Below are 19,324 nucleotides of genomic sequence, written 5' to 3' on the forward strand. Positions count from 1 at the left end.
CTACCTCACTTATTGCTATTCGTTGATGATCGCAATCTTCAGACCTTCCATTCTAAGGTTTGTCTTGTGAGCTTCGTTGATCTGATCTAACGGGAATCTGTGTGAGATCAGTTTGTGAATTGGCAGCCCGATTCCTTTCGCTCTCTTCAGGAAATCAAATGTTGTAGCATAGTCTCTTAATGTGTATACCCAGGATCCTACGATCGTGATTTCCTTTGAACAAATATCAAAGTGCGGATTGATCGTAGCATCTCCACCATTGATAAAGAATCCTAATTCACAAAGTCCTCCACCATTTCTGATGAATTTGTAAATGTTCGCATGAGCGATCGGTGATCCTGTACACTGGAATGCAAAGTCAGCCAGGTATCCGCCAAATGCATCTTTTACAGCATCTGTTAATGCCTCAATTCCTTTGTGATCCTTGAAGTTAACAGATTTTGTTGCGCCCATTTCTTTCGCAAAGTCAAGTCTCTTCTGTTCTCCGTCTACAGCCACGATATTTTCAATACCCATTGTACGAAGAATTGAGATACAGATCAGACCGATCGGTCCACATCCCTGAACAACTACTCTGCTGTTGAATCTTAAGATTCCTGTTGTTTTTGCTCTTTCTACTGCATGGATCAATACTGCACATGGCTCGATCAAGATACGGGAATCCAGATCCAGATCACTTACGTTAAATACAGTTGAACCACCACGGATCACGATGTAATCTGCAAACCATCCGTTTAAGTGAATGTCATCATCCGGAAGTAATCCATATACATCAGCTCCGCCAACGTTCTGTTTGTTCAGGTCGAACATTGTAATATCCGGATTGTCCTTGAAAATCATACAAGTAACAACTTTGTCACCAAGTTTTAATGGCTTTCCGGCACTGTCTTTCTTTACGTTTTTACCCATTTTTACGATTTCACCAGTTCCTTCATGTCCAAGAACTAACGGAATCAATCCAAATGGATCTCTCTTGAATTCGTGAGCATCTGTACCACAGATTCCACATCCTTCAACTTTTACTAAGATATCGTCATCTCCAATTTCCGGAATTGGGAATTCTTTAATTTCATAGTTTTCCAATGCTGTAAGCATTGCTGCTTTTGATGTAGCCGGGATGGCTCCACCTGCTGGTTTTGTTGTTGCTGCAGGAGCAGATTGTTTTTCCAGCATACCTTCCAGTACCTGTTTTACAATTGCTTCTACATTTGCCTGATTCATATCCATATTATTTTACCCTCCAATTAACGAATGCATAAGCTTTCTGACATTACACAACGTCTTCTCTTTGTAAATGTACTTGCACTTGTAAGTCCTTCACCGGTTCTGCTGGCGATCGTGAAAGTACAGAAACCTTCTCCGCCGAAACCAAGTGCTGCATATGACGGTGCATTCTTTACAAGGATTGCTGTGTCGATTGCTTTTGCATAGCGTGTGATGTTGTCAATATTCTTTGAATGAATATGAGCCGAATGACGATTGCCGTGTTCAAGCCATACTGCCTTCTCTACTGCATCATCAAAGTCTTTTGCTCTAACGATACCAAGTATTGGCATCATCAATTCTTCTGCGATCAACGGATGTTCTTTCTCGCCTTCGAAAATGATACATCTGATGTTATCCGGTACAGTTACACCGATCATTTCCAGTAATGCTTTGGCACTGCGTCCTACGCATTTTCTGTTCAATCCCTTTGGTGTAAGCACTGTATTTTTCAGTTTTTCAACTTCTTCATCTGATGCAAGGTAACATCCCTGCTCTGTAAGCATATAGTGCATTAATTCAGAAACAACAGAATCAACTGCTACTACTTCTTTTTCAGCGATACATGGTAAGTTGTTGTCAAATGTACAACCATTTACGATGTCTCCCGCTGCTTTTCTGATGTCTGCCGTCTCATCAACCAATGCAGGCGGGTTACCGGCTCCTGCACCGATTCCTCTTCTTCCGGAAGATAAAACTGCCGTTACAACACCAGGACCTCCTGTTGCAGCAATCAGCTGGATATCAGGATGAGATGTCATGATCTTGCTTGTTTCCATGGTTGGCTTGAAAACAGATACTGCAATGTTTTCCGGTCCGCCAGCCTCTAAGGAAGCTTCATTCAGCATGTTAATTGCATACAATGATGTTTTGATCGCAGCCGGATGTGGGTTGAATACAACTGTATTTCCACCTGCCAGCATACCAATCGTATTACAAATGATGGTTTCGCTTGGATTTGTACATGGTGTGATTGCACCAATAACACCAAACGGTCCCATTTCGATAAGGGTAAGACCCTTGTCTCCTGACCATGCAGTTGTTGTGATATCCTCTGTACCAGGAGTCTTCTCAGCAACCAACTGATGTTTTAAAATTTTATGTGGAACGTTACCCATTCCTGTTTCTTCAACACCCATACGAGCTAAGATCTCTGCGTTTTCACGAGTTTTCTTACGGATGTTTGAAATAATTTGCTCTCTTTGGTCCATTGACATTCTGTGAACATACTTCTGAGCTTTTTTCGCAGCTTCAATTGCGTCTTTCATATCAGCAAAGATACCTTTTTGTGCTGCAGGTGCTGCTGATTGCAATTGAAGTTTTGCCATTACTTCTTTCACAACGTCCTGAACCATTTGTTCATTTACAGACACGAAATTACCTCCTTAAGTATTTCTTTGCCATAAGCAGCAAGCATAGTGTCCTGCTCTGCAGTACCACCACTTACACCAAGGGCTCCGATTATTTTTCCATCTACTTCTAATGGCTCCCCGCCACCGAAGATTACTATTTTCCCTTCATTTGTATTCTGAATACCATATAAAGGCTGTCCCGGCTGTGCCAATTCTGCAAGAGTTGCTGTCGACATCTTAAGTCCCGCTGATGTGAATGTCTTATTTACCGCAATGTCGTAACTTGCGATAAAAGCGCCATCCATACAGTGAACTGCTGTAATTCTGCCGGCCTGGTCAGAAACTGCGATCACCGCAGCCAGACCAATCTCCTGTGCTTTTTGTTCAACCTTTTCAATTAAGGATTTTGCCAAAGCTAACGTCATCTTATGCTTGTTGCATTTACACACATGATCGTGTTCCTGATGATGTGCTCCGTGTCCAGACGGCATATCGCGCAGAACTTCTTCTACCACTTTTGCAATCATCTGTTCATTCATAGCATTTCCTCTCTGTTCCGAATCCTCGATTATAATCCTAACTGCTCCATTACTTTCTTTGTGATCTCAGAAACTAATGCTGCATCTGCTTTTCCTGTTCCGCAAGTGCAGGAACCACCACAGCTATGGCAGCTTTCTTTGCCTGCTTTTGCGTTCGGGCAAAGGTTAGCAGGATGTTTTCCTGATAATCCCATTTTTCTTCTGATTTCGTATAATTTTTCAATCTGCTCTTTATCAAATTCCTTCGGTCCGCCAAGCATTTTTGATTTGTATAATAATTCTGCATAGAATTCAACAGATTCCATCTTGTGATATGCACTCAGGAGATCTGTACTCCATGTCAATGCTCCGTGGCTTTCCAGCAATACCTGGTCAAAGTATGGTAAATACTCTTCGATGGCATCCGGAATTTCCATAGTACTTGGTGTACCATATTTTGCGATCGGTACACATCCCAGAGCGATAACAGCTTCCGGCATGATCGGCTGTGTTAATGGAATACCGGCAATTGCAAATGCTGTAGCATAACTTGGATGAGCGTGAACTACCGCACCAACATCTGGTCTCTTTTCATATACTCTCATGTGCATCTTGATCTCTGAAGACGGTCTGAAGTTTCCGTTTGCCTGAAGCACATTACCTTTTGCATCTACTTTACAGATGTACTCTGGTGTCATAAAACCTTTAGAAACACCTGTTGGTGTACATAAAAATTCATTATCATTCAATTTTACAGAAAAGTTTCCATCGTTAGCAGCAACCATTCCTCTGTTGTAAACTCTTCTTCCGATCTCACACATCAATTTCTTAATTTCGAATTCGTTTTGCATTCGTTTGTCCCTCCTTGTGTTTTTGGGTTCCTTGTTTTGAAGATTTTGTTGTTTTTTGTTGTTTCTATTGCAATATTAACACCAAATACCACACATGTCAATATTAACAGATGTTGTTTTTATTGGTTTTTCTCATTTTCCCACGGCAATACATCGCCTTCTTCTTTGAGGTATTCCAATAATTCGGCGATTCCTTCATTTCCTTTGGAATTTACAAAGAAAATCTTCTTACACCCCGCAAGCTCCAGCCATCGTTTTGCCTGCTCCGGATTCGCCTCTTTCCGATCGACTTTTGTCACAATACCAATCACTTCTCTGTTCGCCATCGGTGTACAACACGGTGGAAACAAACAGTACGGCTCTGTGGCTGATACCAGAAGTCCTACAATATCCGCTTCATAGGTATATAACGCCAGCGCATGTCCCAGTCCGGCCGTCTGTGCATACTCACCGGGAGTATCGATGATCACATCAAAATTGTTCACATATTGTGTCTTATGATATTCAATTTTCTCACCTTTCAGAGCTTGTGTCAACGTTGTCTTTCCCGCTTCACTCCGCCCAATCAGTACAATTTTTTTCATAAGCTAAGTCCTTGTAATATCGCAAACTGTAAAGCCCATCTTTTCTTTCACATAATCCAGAATCGCTCTCAATGCGGCCTCTGTTTCTGATATTGTTCCTGTCACGATCAGGGTTCCGCTGAAACGGTCTACAAATCCAAGTTCTACCCCTGCCGCTTTTGTTGCGATATCAGCAGCGATCACTGCTGTCTCTGCCGGACTGATCGTAATAAGTCCGATTGCTGATTTTGAGTAATCAATGTCAGGATTCAGCCCCAGCTTCACATACAGCTCATTATCCGGATTCGCGATCAAATGAGCAATTGTAATCTGTTTTCCAGGAACAAGTTCCTGGATAATGCGGGCTTTTCCCTCACTAGATAACCGATCTTGTATATCCATTCTCACCCTCCTATCTGACAGTCAAGGCCTGACACCCTGACCGCTGCATCAAGCAGCATCTCCATATACTCGTTCGTAGGAGGAAGTATTCCATCCAGGAAGTATTCTCTGCCTAATCCTGCGTATTTGTCCTGTCCCAGCCTGTGATACGGAAGTAAATGCATTTTTTTCACATTTTTAAGAGTAGATGCGAATCTGGCAATCGCTTCGATCTCATCCTTCCTGTCATTAAACCCTGGAATGACCGGTACGCGAATAATCACCTCTGTCATACCGGAATCCGTAATCTTTCTAACATTTTCCTGTATCAACTCATTCGGGCGTCCTGTGAACTCCTTATGTTTTCTGGAATCCATATGCTTTACATCCAGTAAATATGTATCAAGATACGGGAGGATGCTCTCAATCACTTCATACTTGGCATACGCCGTACTTTCCAGTGCGGTATTGATGCCGCTCTCTTTCGCAGCCCTTAACAAATCTCTTGCAAATTCCGGCTGCATCAGACTTTCTCCTCCCGACAGAGTCATGCCTCCGTAAGAGCGTCTATAATAGGGACGGTCCTTTTCCACAATCTCCATAACTTCTGCCACTGTAACATCCCGGCCGATTGTTTTTGGTTTCCCCTGGACCATCATTGTCTGAATCTTATATTCCTGTGATTCCGGATTTGAACACCATCGACATCTAAGCGGGCACCCTTTCAAAAATACGATCGTGCGGATTCCCGTTCCATCATGTATGGAGTAACGTTGTATATCAAAAATACGACCTTGCGTTTTCAAATAATCCATGGCGTCTTACCTTTCTTCATTCTCTTACTTCCACCCCTGCTCAGTACGATTAATAATGTCATCCTGAAGAGATCTGGATAATGTTGTAAATAACGCACTATATCCCGCAACACGAACCACCAGGTGCTTATATTGTTCCGGATGCTTTTGTGCATCAAGCAGCGTCTCTCTGCTTACTACGTTGAACTGCATATGACTTCCTTTCTGGTCAAAATAGGAACGGATCAACGCTGTAAACGTCTCCAGTCCAGTTCGTCCGCTCAAAGCAGATGGGTGGAACTTCTGATTGAACAATGTTCCATTTGATGCAATAAAATGGTCAAGTTTTGCAACGGAGTTTGCTGCAGCAGTCGGACCAAGTACATCTTTTCCCGCGGATGGTGACACCCCGTCAGCTACCGGTGTATGCGCAAGCCTTCCATCCGGAGTAGCTCCTGTCTGTGCACCAAGCGGAACATTGGCAGATACCGGATAAAGTCCCGCCTGATACTGACCGCCTCTTGGGTTCTTGTATTTTTCCAACGGCCTCGTATATGTGTATGCTACATCCCTCGCAAATGCATCAACTTCCGGAATGTCATTTCCGAATTTCGGAACCTCATCAATCATATCCAGAACTTCCTGTCCTCTTGCCTTCAGTTCCGGAGCTTCCGAAGCTGTTTTAATCGCTGTCAAAATTGTCTCAATCTCTTTCGCACCGACATCTTTTCCTGCCGCTTTCAATTCTCTTGCAACATCAGCCGTCATATCCGCAAGGCTTATGTCGTCCAGACCTTTTCCATAATTAAATACCAGCAACTGTTTTAACTCAGACAATGTAAACTTCTTTTCTTCAAATACAAGCTTCCTCACCGCGAACAGTGCATCTGCCATGTTGGCAACACCAAATCCCTGAGGACCTGTGAAGTTATACACTGCTCCGCCTTCCTGAACCGTCTTGCCACGTTTGATACAATCATCTACCATACATGACAAAAATGGAAGCGGACATCTTTCTGCATGTGCAACGTCAATCGCATTATCTGCATTTACCAATAATCCTATGTTGTATTCCATCTGTGCTTTATATGCATCATAGAACTCATCAAAGCTTGTCATATCTTCGACTCTGCCGGTCTTGATACTGATCTGTTCCCCTTTATCAACGCCGTTAGAGAATACCAGTTCCAGTGGTCTGCACATATTGAAAAATGCTGCATCGTGCCACCCTTCTGTCTTACCTGCCTTCTGCGGTTCTACACATCCGATGATATTGTATTCTCTTGCATCTGCAAGTGTTAATCCACGATTCACCAGTGCCGGAATGATAACCTCATCATTATAATATGCAGGCTGTCCAAGTCCGGTACGCACCAGTTCCGCTGCCCTGATCAAAAATTCATGTGGTGTACCATTCCATACACGCACAGAAAATGACGGCTGCGGGAGCATAACATGCATAGATGCCTGAATCGACATAAAGGACAGGTCATTGGTCACATCAACACCGTCTTTATTCTGTCCGCCGGCAATCAGATTCTGGAATAAGCTGTATCCGGCAAATCCTTCTGCAGATGCAGCATCACGGCATTTGTTCAAATCGTTCAGTTTCACCCAGATACAATCCATCAGTTCCTGAGCAAATTCCCGTTTCAATGTACCGCGATCCAGATCTGCTTTGTAGTACGGATACATGTACTGATCAAAACGCCCCGGTGAAATCGAATGGCCACTTGACTCAATCTGCAGCAACTGTTGTACGAACCAGAATGACTGACATGCTTCATAGAAGCTTGTAGCTCCTTTTGCAGGAACTCTTTCACAGTTTGCCGCAATCTGAAGAAGCTCTGCCTTTCTCTGCGGATTCGTGCAGCCGGCTGCTTCCTGTTTTGCAAGCTCTGCATATCTCTTTGCATAGGTAATTGCTGCTCTGCAGCTTATGATGACTGCTTCATAGAAATGCTCACGCCTTGCATAATCCCCATCACCTACGTTGCATTTTGCACGTTCTTTTTCAACTTCGGCAATAATTCCTTCATATCCGATCGCCAGCACTTTCTCATATTGAACCGTCACATGCCCTACACCATTATAGAAATAGTTTCCCGGTGTAAAGATATTATGTTCAATCGCTTTGAGTGTTTCCGGTGCCATGTATGCAGTAGCCAGATCGCTTGTGGTCTTGCCTTTCCAGTACTTATGCACTTCACGAAGTTCCTCTTTGGTCTTATCTGAAATGTAGAATGGATCTGCACTTCTGGTTGCAACCGTTTCGAATTCCGGTTCCAGCCATTCAAAAGAAAACTCCGGATATGTCTGACATCCACGCGGAGCAATTGTAGTACTGCCGACAATCAACTCTTCGTCACGGATAATGATCGGAAGATTCTCCAAAACATGCTCGAACGCTTTTGCACGTCTTATAATCATAGGTTCATTTTCTGTGGCTTTGTATGATTCTGTGAGTAATATAGCACGCGCGGATTCAATTTCGGGCATCTTTGCAAACAGATGATCTTTCAGTCGATCGATTCTGTCCGTCTTTGGAATACTCTCGCTATTGTACTTATACAATCCCATGTTCTTTCCTTCTCCCTTCTGTTTTTTACATAATTATCCTGTTAAGCCTAATTATGTTATCATTATATAACACAACTACCGGAATAGCAATACATATTTTATTGTTTTTTGTTGTTTTTATGTTGTTTTTAATTCTATCACAATCTTCAATTTGTTGTTTTTATGTTGTTTTCAGTAAATTTACCTATTGACATTTCATTCCCTTTTGCTCATAATAATGTTAGAAAACGAGGAAAGGACCGGAAAAGACTGCATGTATGAATTTGATCCCCATTTGCACTGCATTGCAAGCGGCCATGGCACAACACATACAATTACAGATTTAGCTAAGCAAGCCAGAGAACAGCATCTAAGCATGATCGGTCTTACTGACCACGGTCCTGCCACCATGCATTCCGGACGTGTTTCGTATTTCCGTAATCTGAAATACGCACCAAAGAATCGTTGCGGCGTTGAGATTCTCTACGGAGTGGAACTCAACATCTTAGATTATAAAGGGAACATCGATCTGGATTACGAAACCCTGGAATCTCTTGATTACGCGATTATCAGTATGCATCCGCAGAATATCAGGCCCGGTTCCACGGAAGAGAACACTTTTGCTTATGTAAATGCAATGAAGCATCCAAAGGTGAAGATCGTCGGACACTGCGATGACACCAAATACCCTGTAGACTATCAGGCTTTGGTCCTGGCAGCAAAGCACTATGGCGTAGTTCTGGAATTAAATAACAGTTCCTTAAGTCCGGAGGGATATCGCGGAGACACACGCTCCAATGCCAGATCCATTTTATATTGGTGCAGGTATTATCGACACCCAATCGTTCTTTCCAGCGACAGTCACGGAAAAGAGAATGTGGGTGATTTCAGATATGCAATAGAACTTATAAAAGAAGACGAGTTCCCGGAAGAGCTGATACTCAACACTTCCACCAAAAGATTTAAAAGTTTTATCGAAGCATAAAGGGATTGTTGCAAAATTATAAAAACATTTCAATTAGAATAAAAAAGTTTCCACAAGAAACACTTCGACGCTCACTCGCTTACCTCAGTGTTTCTTGTGGAAACTTTTTATTCAAGCTGATGTTTCTTTATTTTGCAGTGATCTCCTTTTACATCTTATCAGGAAAGCACAGTTTTTTAAACGTAACAGTTCACAATCTCCTCTGTGAGGGCCATATACTCCTGTGCACTTCTCGATCCCTTACGGTACGCCATGATCGGCATGTTATTATCCTGTGACCATTCCACACTGCTGTCCACACGGATAAATGTATCAAACACATGCACATCTTCCAGATCATGCAGTGTTTCAAATGTCTGTTTAAAGTAATTCTTCCTTGTATCTACTTTAGTTACCAGAATACCCATCACGTCAAGCGCAGGCTCCATCTGCTGCACCTGTTCCAGAAATTCAAACATGTTACCAAGACCAAACATTCCCCACGGAGTCGCTTCAACCGGAATAATCACCCTGTCGGAAGCACACAAAATATTCATTACCCATCCGCCAAGCGTTGGTGGCGCATCAATCAGAATATAATCATATTCTTCCGACTCCCGGATGCTCTGTAATCCTTTTTTCAAAATAAACTCTCTTTGCCATTTTGTGAACAGTTCATATTCAACCGAACTCATTAATGTCGACGATGGGATGATGTCTATATTTTCATATGGAGTATGTATGATATAACTCTTCAAATCTCTCTGATTCTTAATTGCATAATAAAGATTTTTGTCTCCTTGTGCAAAAGCAAGGACTTCATCTTCCGAAAAATAGGATAAAGATAAGTTCAATTGCATATCCCCATCAATTAGCAGTACCTTTTTCCCGAGCTGTGTTAGACCGTACCCTACGTTTGCACAAGTAGTTGACTTTCCACTTCCACCTTTGTTGTTTGCAAAACAAATCACCTGCGTCTTCATCTATGCTTCCTCCTCTTCCGATCCTGCTTCCATCAATTCTGTATACTTTTATTATGTCACGATAACAATCGGATATCCAGTCCTTTTTACTCTTTGTTCGATCTCTGTTTCCTTACCCGGATATGAAGGCACATTAAAAATAACTTTTCTTATCTAACTTAAACACAATTGAGAACAACAATGAGCAGAGTAAAATAACAACCTCTGCATATGCCATTGTCTCGCCGAAATAATAATTCGTAAATCGTTTTAACATCGCAACAGATATCGGAAGATTGTGAATACCATATAACAGATTAGAAATTGTATATTCACCTAATGTATTGATAATTGCCAGCATACTTCCTGATATGATTCCCGGCAGCACATTAGGAAGAACAACCCTTGCAAACGTCTGTACTGCGCCTGCTCCCAAGCCTCTTGATGCATCTTCCAAAGCCGGATTAAAACTATCCATTGCAATCATATTGTTATTCATCATCACCGGAAGTGCATGGATTGTATATGCGATCGGCAAAATATAATATCCTCCGATCAGCACTTGCCCGAAAGCAAATATATTTTTCTCATTAAATGCTGTGATCAAATTTACCGCCAAAACACTGGCCGGAATACTCCATGATAAAGTAACCAAAAACCATGCCAGGTTATTCGTAAATGTCTTTTTCTTTGACACCATATAAGATAATGGCACTGTAAATATAAATCCCACGGCTACTACAAAAATCGACATTTGTACACTATGGAAAAATGGGTCAATCGTACGCTTTGATTGGAAAATCGCAATATAATTTGAAACCGTATAATCATGCGGAAGCAACTCTGTTAAGATTGCCTAATTATCTATAAATGACAAATAAATAATTGCTATAACCGGCAGCATAATCAGCAATACTACAACAAACACCAGCACATTCTCTATCACGTTACCTGCTGTGAGTTTTCTTCTGTTTTTTCGTACGAACTGCGTTGCCCGCAGATTCCGCTTCGTTCTGTTTTTCCTGTTGTTATATTGCGAAAAGACCAGAACACAAAATCCAATTGCAAACAATACAATCGCTGCCAACGCTGCCCTTTGAAAATCAAAATTTGCTTTCGATATCGCAATCTGAGTACTTAAAACCTTATATCCATGTCCCAAAATGCTTGGAGCTGCATAAGAACTAATACCAGATATAAAGGTCATCATTGTTGACAGCAGAACAGCCGGTTTGATTGCTGGGAAAATGATATCTACAAAGATCCGCACTCTTGATGCCCCAATCCCTCTCGCAACTTCTATTTCCGAATAATCTATATATTTTAAAGCAATATATGTCTACAGATAAAAATGAATATATTGCGTAAATGCATGAACAAATACAATTCCCCCTAATCCCCTAAAAGTGTAAGGAGCACCTTCAAGCTTAAACAGATAACAAATAATCGACGTAATAATTCCCGTTTCACCATACAACTGCACAAACGCAATCACAATGATAATCCCCGGAACCATCATTGGCGTCAATAAAATCAGGTGAATTAATTTTTTTAATCTAACACAATGAAATGTCATATAAAACGCAAGAGAAATTTCTATTATACCACAAATACAAACTGTAATCACACCCAGTTTTAATGTATTGAAAATAATTTCTGTATAGGTGTCAATGATTGGTAACACTTCACCCCCAAGATAATGTCAAGGGAAAGGTGGAGATTCTCGAAGAGAATACTACCTGACCTTGACATTATCCTTCATGATATACTGGTTCACGGCGGCAGCACTCTATGCTGTCGCCCTTGTCTATTCTAAAACATAACATTTTGATACATTCTTACAACGGTATTCGGACTTCTCATTCCTAAACACGTTTTTATATAGTTGTTTGATTTCTTCTGATATACTGCAAGCTGTTTTCGTCCATCTTCTAGATTATACATCCGCATTTGCTTATAAAACCGTGCTTCATCCTGACGATGCTGCCTCTCCACTTTCCCATTATGTCTTGGAGTTGCTATCTGGATCCGATGATATAAGATTCCCAGTTCCTCCAACGCTTTCTCAAACATGGTGAGATGTTTGCTCTTAATCACCAACAGCCGATTTGTGAATTCACATCCATTATCCGTCTGAACTTCTCGAATCGGAAACGGTGCGTGCTGTATTAGTTTGATCAAAAAATCTTTGGAACTATAGGTACTATGCTCGTCGTACATCTCTCGGTATGTCCATCTGCTACACTCATCTACTGCCGTATACTGGTAATACTTTCTTCCATCTGTCACACAGTAAGATGGCACATATTTTACATCTATCTGTATTTTCTGCCCTGGATAATCGGCTCGTTGATACGGTTTCAGTTTGCGTTTCTTTTTCTTCCTTTTGTCTGGTTTTAAAGCCTTTAAGCTCCTTACAACTCGTTTGAAACCTCCATAGCTTCTGGTATATCCATCTTTCTCTATTAAATCCTGATATGCCAGAAGCAGATCTGTCCATTTGTGTTTTTTCAGTCGGCGCCGAATTTGGCGAAGCTCCTGTTCCGTATGACTTCTTGGAGAAGTCTTGGGTCTGTGACTTCGATCCTCCAGACTTTCTATGGTTCCGTCGTACCGTGAAATCCATTTATAAACCGTTTTACGGCTCACACGGTAACGGATTGCCGTTTCTGTTACAGAATGTTTCTGCGCATATTTAACAATACGTTGACGATGATATTTTGGGTGTGATAAACTTGGCATACAAGGATTCTCCTTTCGTTAAGATCATTGGTTTTTCGTCAACTCCAATATATCATATCGAAGTGAATCCTTGTATTTTATTTGTTACCTATCTATTGTATCCCAACATGCCTGTGCGGTAAAATGGTACGGTGTCAATGGATGTAGTAAAATGGAAACATTATTATTAATTTTATATTTTTAAACTTTTTTTCAAATTTTTCAAATTCGGATTCAGGTGTCAAATCCGGGAAAAATTTCTTTGCAAAGAAAAGAAAATAGAACGTTAAGATGGAAAATCCCAACGTTCTATCTGATTTTCATTAATGGCAGCTATGGTTTCCGCAACCGTGATCACCACAGGTATGTTCCTCTCCATGATTATGGTCATGATGATTACATTTCACATCCTGATTATAATCTAATGTTCCGTTCCCAAAAGCTTCCACTGCTGCATATTTTTGATAAAAACCCTGCACACTGCTCCTGACTATATCCTTCTTTATCCAGAAGACGGATTGTCTCGTATTCATCTACTGTCAGAAATTCCGGTGTCTTTTTGCTTTTCTTTATTTTATAATTTATGGGCATATGTCAATAACCGGTTTTTTTATAATATGCACATACACGAATTTAATATTTTTAACATCAGTCCCATATTATCATTATCATATTTACTACATATTTTCATTTGTCACATCTTATTCAGTACCATAAACCGTCTTCCGCCTTTGTCAGATCAGCAAACGGTCCTGGAATGACATTTATACTCCGATGTTCACTAAAATAGTCCCTATCAAAAATAATAGGTGTCCCATCCGGGTTTTCAAAATATTCATCTGGTTCAAAAGCTTTACCAAGAGTCTGTGTGCAGATCATTCCCGTTGTATAATCTTTAAGAACCTGTGCCAAATTGGTTTTTAATCTATACTGATTCCCTTCTTCAATTAACTCTACCGTAACCTTATGTGTATGATCTACAAATTTATCCTTTTCCAATTTCCAGGATCTTGCACCATTGAGATAAACATTTCCATTGATCCAGACAGGAAGACTTCTGAAATGGTAATCCTGCAGAGCAGTCATATCCGGCAGATGTTCCATGTCAAATTGGTCAATCCATGTTTGATAATTCAAAAACGAATCAAAAATTTCTGTTCCGCAAATATTATTATTTACCGTCGTAAATCCCATATCTTCCGTAACTTCTGCCTCTTTAACCGGTTCGTTCTGTACAAAAATATTATTGTAAATCCGGTCATCACCATGAAGTATCGTCATAAATCCAGCCACTTCCGTTTCATGTCGTATATGATAGGGCGTATAACGACGTTCAATTACACCATTTGCTATATTATCCGTCCCACCACCGATTCCGGTCAATGCTCCCAAAAAGAGGTTATGTACTAAGGCTACACCCTGGCTTGCTATACGCACAGAAGTTTGTGAAAGCATAATATTATTATCAATCAATGTAGGACCATGACTGACCTCTACAAATACATCCTGACACATCATAGCGCCAAACATCAGCGGTGTATCTTCAGACGGTGCATTGTTATGATGAAATAGATTTCCAGAAATTCGTGTTCCCTGAGCCTCCCAGTCCAGCCATATTCCCATGGTAGAATGGTGAATGTTGTTATTCCTGATAACAACATCAATTGCCGCATGAAATTTAATTGCCGCCAATTCTGCTCCTATAAGCTGTTGCATATTATTAATATGATGGATATTATTATTTTCAACAACACTGAATACGCATCCCATACGTCCGACGATTCCGGCCTGTTCGCAATGATGAATATTATTTCGTCTGATTATATGACTTCCAATTTTTTCTTTGGTCCATCCATGATATTGTCCTCTGCAGACTGCATCTCGTTCCATCTGTGTTGGACTTTTAACATGGTTTTTGGTAAAGTAATGATCGTTCTCTTCGTCATAATATTTTCCCAATGAAATGCCGCTGCACCGGCTATTACTGATATCACAATCTTCAATAATCCAGCCTTTAGACCAATGAGGGCCTATCATTCCATCCTGATATGCTGCAGGAGGTGCCCATGTAGTAGCAGCCTTATTGATGTTAAATCCCTGAACCGTTATATAATCGATCCCATTTTGTACCGGCATAAAACAATTTCTACGTACATTAATCTCGACATTTTCTTCATTCGGATTTTTACCCAGGAAATTGGCATAAATGATTGTTTTATTTTCTTTTTGTTCTGTGTACCATTTATACCTAGAATACTCCGGTTCCCAAGAATATGGATATACCTCTGCCTTTATGCATTCTTCCAATGAAGAGACCTCATACATTTGACGGTCATCCAGATAAACAACTCCTGTATGATATATCTTGGGACCCATATACCAGTCTCCATAAATAAAGGTTGTATAAGGATTGTAATCCGCAAAGATGCCATTATCTACACTCATGCGCCACACAGTATCCTGATACAATTCCCAATTCTTTGCCGGCTCTGCACCTGTAATAACCGCCCCTAACGGTTCAACACTCTTATAAACTATTGGCGCATCCGGAAGCCCTGCACGAACCGGACATACATTTTCCCGATAAATCCCCGGCATAACCAATATTTCATCTCCGGGAGCAGCTACCTTTGCAGCGTCATTAATGCATTTAAACGGATTTTCCCTGCTTCCGTCTCCCTGTTTAGATGATTTTGCATCCACAAATAATTTCATTATCAAACCGCCTTTCCCTATTCTGTCTAAAAACTTCAAAACAGATAAATCTTATGCTTTTTCCCTACGTAACTTGTCACTTGCCTTTTCAACATCTGTGAAATACATAACGATAAATGTGATAACTCCAATAACAATTGGAATATAGGAATATAATGCCTTAATTGCCGTCATTGCAGTGTCCGGCTGAACCGCTGCCATTCCATCGAAATGTCCAAATGCTAAGGCCCATCCAACGATTGCGGATCCAATACCGGTACCAACCTTCATGCCAAATGAAACTGCAGAATAGGTAAGACCATCAATTCTCTTCCCTGTTTTTAATTCTCCAAAATCTACCACATCGGCTGCCAATGCAAAAATAAGTGACATTGGTGCCGTTTGCCCAAATGCCCGGATCACCAAAGCCGTATAAAGCATAGGAAGATTATCCGGATATATTGCAATTAAAACATAAGAAACAATCTGAATGGCAAAACTTAACAAGAGCAATCTCCACTTTCCCATAGCCTGATTCATCTTAGGAATAAAAAGAATAAACAAGAGTCCCGGTAACGTTCCGAATAACATTAAATTTCCAAACAGGTTTCCATTCCCCAGAATATAAGTTGCATAATACACGCCAGATCCATTAACGACGCCACCTGATACATAACTCAATACAAATAATAAGGCGACAAGAATAAAATACTTGTTTTTGAATAGAATTTTGAAAGATTCTACTACCGAAACCTTCTCTTCGGATGAGGTACTGTTCTCCATATGGCTTTCTGTAATACGTTCCTTTGTTCCAAAAAAGCAAATCAAAATAAAAGCAAAACCAAGAAGGCCAAACACTGCAGCCATACCTCCCCAGCCAATTTTTTCAACTAAAGGTGTTGTTGCATAACTAATAACCAATACTGCTATTACAACAAAGAAAAAACGGATAGAACTGATCTTGGATCGAATTTCCGGATCTGGTGTAATAAGCGACAATAACGTTGTATATGCTAAATTACAAGCAGTATAAATTACGGCTGCCATAAGAATATAAGTTATATAAGCGTATACAAGTTTTCCTCCTGACGGAAGAGTCTCCGGCACACTAAACAGTAAAACAAGACCAATTCCCATAAATGGAGCTGTCCACAAAATCCAAGGTCGTGCTTTTCCCCATTTCGTTTTTGTACGGTCAATAGCAAAACCGGCAACCAAATCAGAAACTCCGTCCAGAAGTCTCGTGATAAGCATCAGCGTACCGGTTGCAGCCGCACTGATTCCAACACTATTTGTGTAGTATAGCATTAAAAAAGATGCTACTGTGGTCCATATAAAATTACACCCCATATCACCAAATGCATAGCAGAGCATTTCTCGAAATGAAAATTTTTCCTTCATACGTATTCCTCCAAACATATACGGCAATAATGATATCTTTTTCCGATATGATTATCGCATTCATTATTCATTTGTAATTATTTTTCAACCATGTTTCTCGAGAACTGTTGTTTTTATAGTACTTATTGTATGCCAATGAATGGTTTAATAAAATAACGCCATTCGTCTTTACTAATCTATTTTGTATCGTAATCCGATTTGTTCATTTTTTGTCTTTTCAATCCGAATTTGAATGTTATAATAGTAACAAGAATACACAGGTTTAGAAAGGAAAAAAACATATGACGAAACATACCGTTTTCCCCGGCATCAGGCTTTCAGACAGCACCAGCAATCCCAGTCTTTATCTTCAAGGACAGGGGATTCACAATTCTGATCTTGTATTTCGTAATTATGGAGATACCGTTTCCTCTTTTGTTGAATTATTCAGCCCATTTATGTTTCTCTATGGAAAAGTAAGTCAGATAAACGATCAATTTGTCCTTACTGAGGTAACAAAATCTCATAATTTCACAATCTCTTCCAGTTATTCTGAATTTATAACCGCGGAAACCACATCTCTTCACAGACATGAATTTTTTGAAATAACCTATATTGTGTCCGGGACATTGCATATGATCATTGAAGGACAAGATTATTATTTTCACGAAAATGATTGCTGTGTCTGTAACAAAAACATACGACATGTTGAACTTCATGATATAGATTGTGAGTACTTTTTGATTATGCTTCAGGAAGACTTTTTAAAAGATGTGCTAAAAAATGAGACAAATGACTTCACAGAAGATACCAGCAGAACATTTCATCCCATTTTTTCTTCATTGATCAGAACGGATTTTCAAAAGGAATGCAAAAAAGAATCAAAAAAAGAATTCATAGCCATTCGACATATTAAGCAGACCCCTCCGCTCCCTGCTAAACCATTGATACAAAACAAAGAATACCACAGCAGTAAGACCTTATCCGAGCACACCATTTACATTATTAATTCTTTGTTAATTGCCGTCACCTCTAGGAAACCAGGATGGTATTATAATACTCTGAACTATCTTTGCCAGCTTTTATCCTGCTTTGAAGACACTGTTTTTTATGAACCGACATCTTATCTTGTGAATACGCCGCCACACGAAGAGCTGTTCATTCAAATCAGCAGAATGATTGAAAACCAACATGGTAATATATCACGTTCCGAATTAGAACATCAATTAGGATACACAGGAGACCACCTCACCCGTATCATACATAAATATACCGGTATGAACTTCATCCAATATGCCCAGATGTTCTCTCTTCTGGAAGCGGAGCGTCTGCTTACAGAAACCACCATAAGTGTGAGTGATATTTGTATGTTACTGGGTTATTCCAATCGGACTTATTTTTATCAAATATTCAAGGAAAAATATGGTTTACCACCCAAAGAATGGAGAATACAAATACGCTCCAAAAATTAACCATGCCATACCTCAGACAAACAGCAGCATCTTTTTCGAACATGCCACATATTTCATTCATAACCTTGCTCTTACGATCACACTCGTTTTTTCTGCTTTCGTATTTTTCCAAAAGAAAAAGCCCTCGAGGACAATTCTCGAGGGCTTTCAAAATTTCAGTTTGATATTGTCAATATTGGTTGACACATTTATCTCAAAGATATCACTGCCTATGCAGCCTGTTCCAGAGATTGGTAGTATCTCTGGCGCTTAATTATCGGAGGAAGCCCACCGTTGGCAGAGCAGATCCTCCTGTTATTCCAGTAACTAATGAAGTATCTCCAAATGAGAACCTTCAGTTCCTCTATGGTCATGGTCTCCGTATTGTAGCGGTCATAGAGAAGCTCGCTTTTCATTCTGGCCCACATGCTTTCGCATCGGGCATTATCGTGGCACCTGCCACCAGCACTGTTCATGCTTTGAATAATACCGTATTTAGCAAGAGCCTTACGATAAGTTTCACTGGTATATTGTGTTCCTCTGTCAGAGTGTACAATAGCCCCTCGCAGATCAGGATATGACAGATAGGCATTATCCAGGGTATGCTCACACAAAGTTGCTTTCATGTTGGTTTCCATTGCCAGACCAAGGACACTGGAATCAAAGCAGTCAAAGATAGCTGAAACATACAGTTTTCCATCTTTAGCCTTGATTTCTGTGATGTCAGTTACACATTTTTCAAGTGGCTTATCAGATTTGAAATCTCGCTTCAGAAGATCATCTGACTTACGAGCTTCCCGATCGGCCTTGGTAATACCATTCGGCTTACGCTTTGGTTGATGACTAAGGCCTATTTCATCCATGACCCTGT

The 19,324-nt window shown here is 40.4% G+C and carries 18 protein-coding genes and 1 pseudogene; 2 read left to right on the forward strand and 17 right to left on the reverse strand.

Annotated features, from left to right (window positions below; genetic code table 11):
* Nucleotides 1-15 precede the first annotated feature (15 nt).
* The 8 genes from ABE547_RS04545 to ABE547_RS04580 form a co-directional block, all read right to left on the reverse strand.
* The gene (locus tag ABE547_RS04545; protein WP_347377637.1) at nucleotides 16-1,227 is read right to left on the reverse strand and encodes a zinc-binding dehydrogenase; all 1,212 of its coding nucleotides are present in this window, start codon (nucleotides 1,225-1,227) and stop codon (nucleotides 16-18) included.
* A gap of 17 nt (nucleotides 1,228-1,244) precedes the next feature.
* Complete coding sequence (locus ABE547_RS04550; RefSeq protein ID WP_347377638.1) at nucleotides 1,245-2,636, reverse strand: aldehyde dehydrogenase family protein; 1,392 nt, start codon at nucleotides 2,634-2,636, stop codon at nucleotides 1,245-1,247.
* Entirely contained in the window at nucleotides 2,627-3,154 is a 528-nt protein-coding gene (locus ABE547_RS04555) for a heme-binding protein (protein WP_347377639.1), read from the reverse strand. The genes ABE547_RS04550 and ABE547_RS04555 overlap by 10 nt, the downstream gene beginning before the upstream one ends.
* A 29-nt stretch (nucleotides 3,155-3,183) precedes the next feature.
* A complete protein-coding gene (locus tag ABE547_RS04560; protein WP_347377640.1) occupies nucleotides 3,184-3,984 on the reverse strand; it encodes a class II aldolase/adducin family protein in 801 nt (266 codons plus the stop codon).
* Nucleotides 3,985-4,103: 119 nt separating this feature from the next.
* Nucleotides 4,104-4,568: a EutP/PduV family microcompartment system protein gene (eutP, locus tag ABE547_RS04565; protein ID WP_347377641.1), complete on the reverse strand. Its 465-nt coding sequence runs from the start codon at nucleotides 4,566-4,568 to the stop codon at nucleotides 4,104-4,106.
* Between the two features lie 3 nt (nucleotides 4,569-4,571).
* Nucleotides 4,572-4,949 carry a BMC domain-containing protein gene (locus tag ABE547_RS04570; protein WP_347377642.1) on the reverse strand — a complete coding sequence of 126 codons (378 nt, stop codon included), beginning with the start codon at nucleotides 4,947-4,949 and terminating at the stop codon, nucleotides 4,572-4,574.
* A gap of 2 nt (nucleotides 4,950-4,951) precedes the next feature.
* Nucleotides 4,952-5,743, reverse strand: a complete 792-nt coding sequence (locus ABE547_RS04575; protein WP_347377643.1) for a glycyl-radical enzyme activating protein — start codon at nucleotides 5,741-5,743, stop codon at nucleotides 4,952-4,954.
* Between the two features lie 24 nt (nucleotides 5,744-5,767).
* A complete protein-coding gene (locus ABE547_RS04580; protein WP_347377644.1) occupies nucleotides 5,768-8,302 on the reverse strand; it encodes a glycyl radical protein in 2,535 nt (844 codons plus the stop codon).
* A 253-nt stretch (nucleotides 8,303-8,555) separates the two neighbouring features.
* Between ABE547_RS04580 and ABE547_RS04585 the strand changes: the two genes are divergently transcribed.
* Nucleotides 8,556-9,266, forward strand: coding sequence for a phosphatase (locus tag ABE547_RS04585; RefSeq protein WP_347377645.1), 711 nt, complete (start codon nucleotides 8,556-8,558; stop codon nucleotides 9,264-9,266).
* Between the two features lie 176 nt (nucleotides 9,267-9,442).
* Here the strand turns inward: ABE547_RS04585 and ABE547_RS04590 are convergent, their stop codons facing one another.
* The 8 genes and pseudogenes from ABE547_RS04590 to ABE547_RS04625 form a co-directional block, all read right to left on the reverse strand.
* On the reverse strand, nucleotides 9,443-10,228 hold the full coding sequence (locus ABE547_RS04590; protein WP_347377646.1) for an AAA family ATPase: 786 nt from the start codon (nucleotides 10,226-10,228) through the stop codon (nucleotides 9,443-9,445).
* Nucleotides 10,229-10,361: 133 nt separating this feature from the next.
* A complete protein-coding gene (locus ABE547_RS04595; RefSeq protein WP_347377647.1) occupies nucleotides 10,362-10,922 on the reverse strand; it encodes an ABC transporter permease subunit in 561 nt (186 codons plus the stop codon).
* 141 nt (nucleotides 10,923-11,063) lie between these two features.
* Nucleotides 11,064-11,540, reverse strand: a complete 477-nt coding sequence (locus ABE547_RS04600) for an ABC transporter permease subunit (RefSeq protein WP_347377660.1) — start codon at nucleotides 11,538-11,540, stop codon at nucleotides 11,064-11,066.
* 6 nt (nucleotides 11,541-11,546) lie between these two features.
* Nucleotides 11,547-11,891, reverse strand: a complete 345-nt coding sequence (locus ABE547_RS04605) for a hypothetical protein (protein WP_347377648.1) — start codon at nucleotides 11,889-11,891, stop codon at nucleotides 11,547-11,549.
* A 128-nt stretch (nucleotides 11,892-12,019) separates the two neighbouring features.
* Nucleotides 12,020-12,949, reverse strand: a complete 930-nt coding sequence (locus ABE547_RS04610; RefSeq protein WP_347377649.1) for a DDE-type integrase/transposase/recombinase — start codon at nucleotides 12,947-12,949, stop codon at nucleotides 12,020-12,022.
* A gap of 302 nt (nucleotides 12,950-13,251) precedes the next feature.
* Nucleotides 13,252-13,380: pseudogene (locus tag ABE547_RS04615) on the reverse strand (DNA-binding protein); the annotation flags it as partial.
* Between the two features lie 253 nt (nucleotides 13,381-13,633).
* Nucleotides 13,634-15,643: a right-handed parallel beta-helix repeat-containing protein gene (locus ABE547_RS04620; RefSeq protein ID WP_347377650.1), complete on the reverse strand. Its 2,010-nt coding sequence runs from the start codon at nucleotides 15,641-15,643 to the stop codon at nucleotides 13,634-13,636.
* Between the two features lie 51 nt (nucleotides 15,644-15,694).
* Nucleotides 15,695-17,023, reverse strand: a complete 1,329-nt coding sequence (locus ABE547_RS04625) for an MFS transporter (RefSeq protein WP_347377651.1) — start codon at nucleotides 17,021-17,023, stop codon at nucleotides 15,695-15,697.
* A 281-nt stretch (nucleotides 17,024-17,304) separates the two neighbouring features.
* Here ABE547_RS04625 and ABE547_RS04630 point away from each other — a divergent pair, with 281 nt between their 5' ends.
* Nucleotides 17,305-18,474, forward strand: coding sequence for an AraC family transcriptional regulator (locus ABE547_RS04630; protein ID WP_347377652.1), 1,170 nt, complete (start codon nucleotides 17,305-17,307; stop codon nucleotides 18,472-18,474).
* Between the two features lie 209 nt (nucleotides 18,475-18,683).
* Here the strand turns inward: ABE547_RS04630 and ABE547_RS04635 are convergent.
* Nucleotides 18,684-19,324 (reverse strand): IS3 family transposase (locus tag ABE547_RS04635; RefSeq protein WP_347377653.1); only part of this gene is annotated, 641 nt, incomplete at its 5' end.

Origin of the sequence: Dorea sp. YH-dor226, from assembly GCF_039832105.1 — a bacterium.
GTDB lineage: Bacteria > Bacillota > Clostridia > Lachnospirales > Lachnospiraceae > Dorea_A.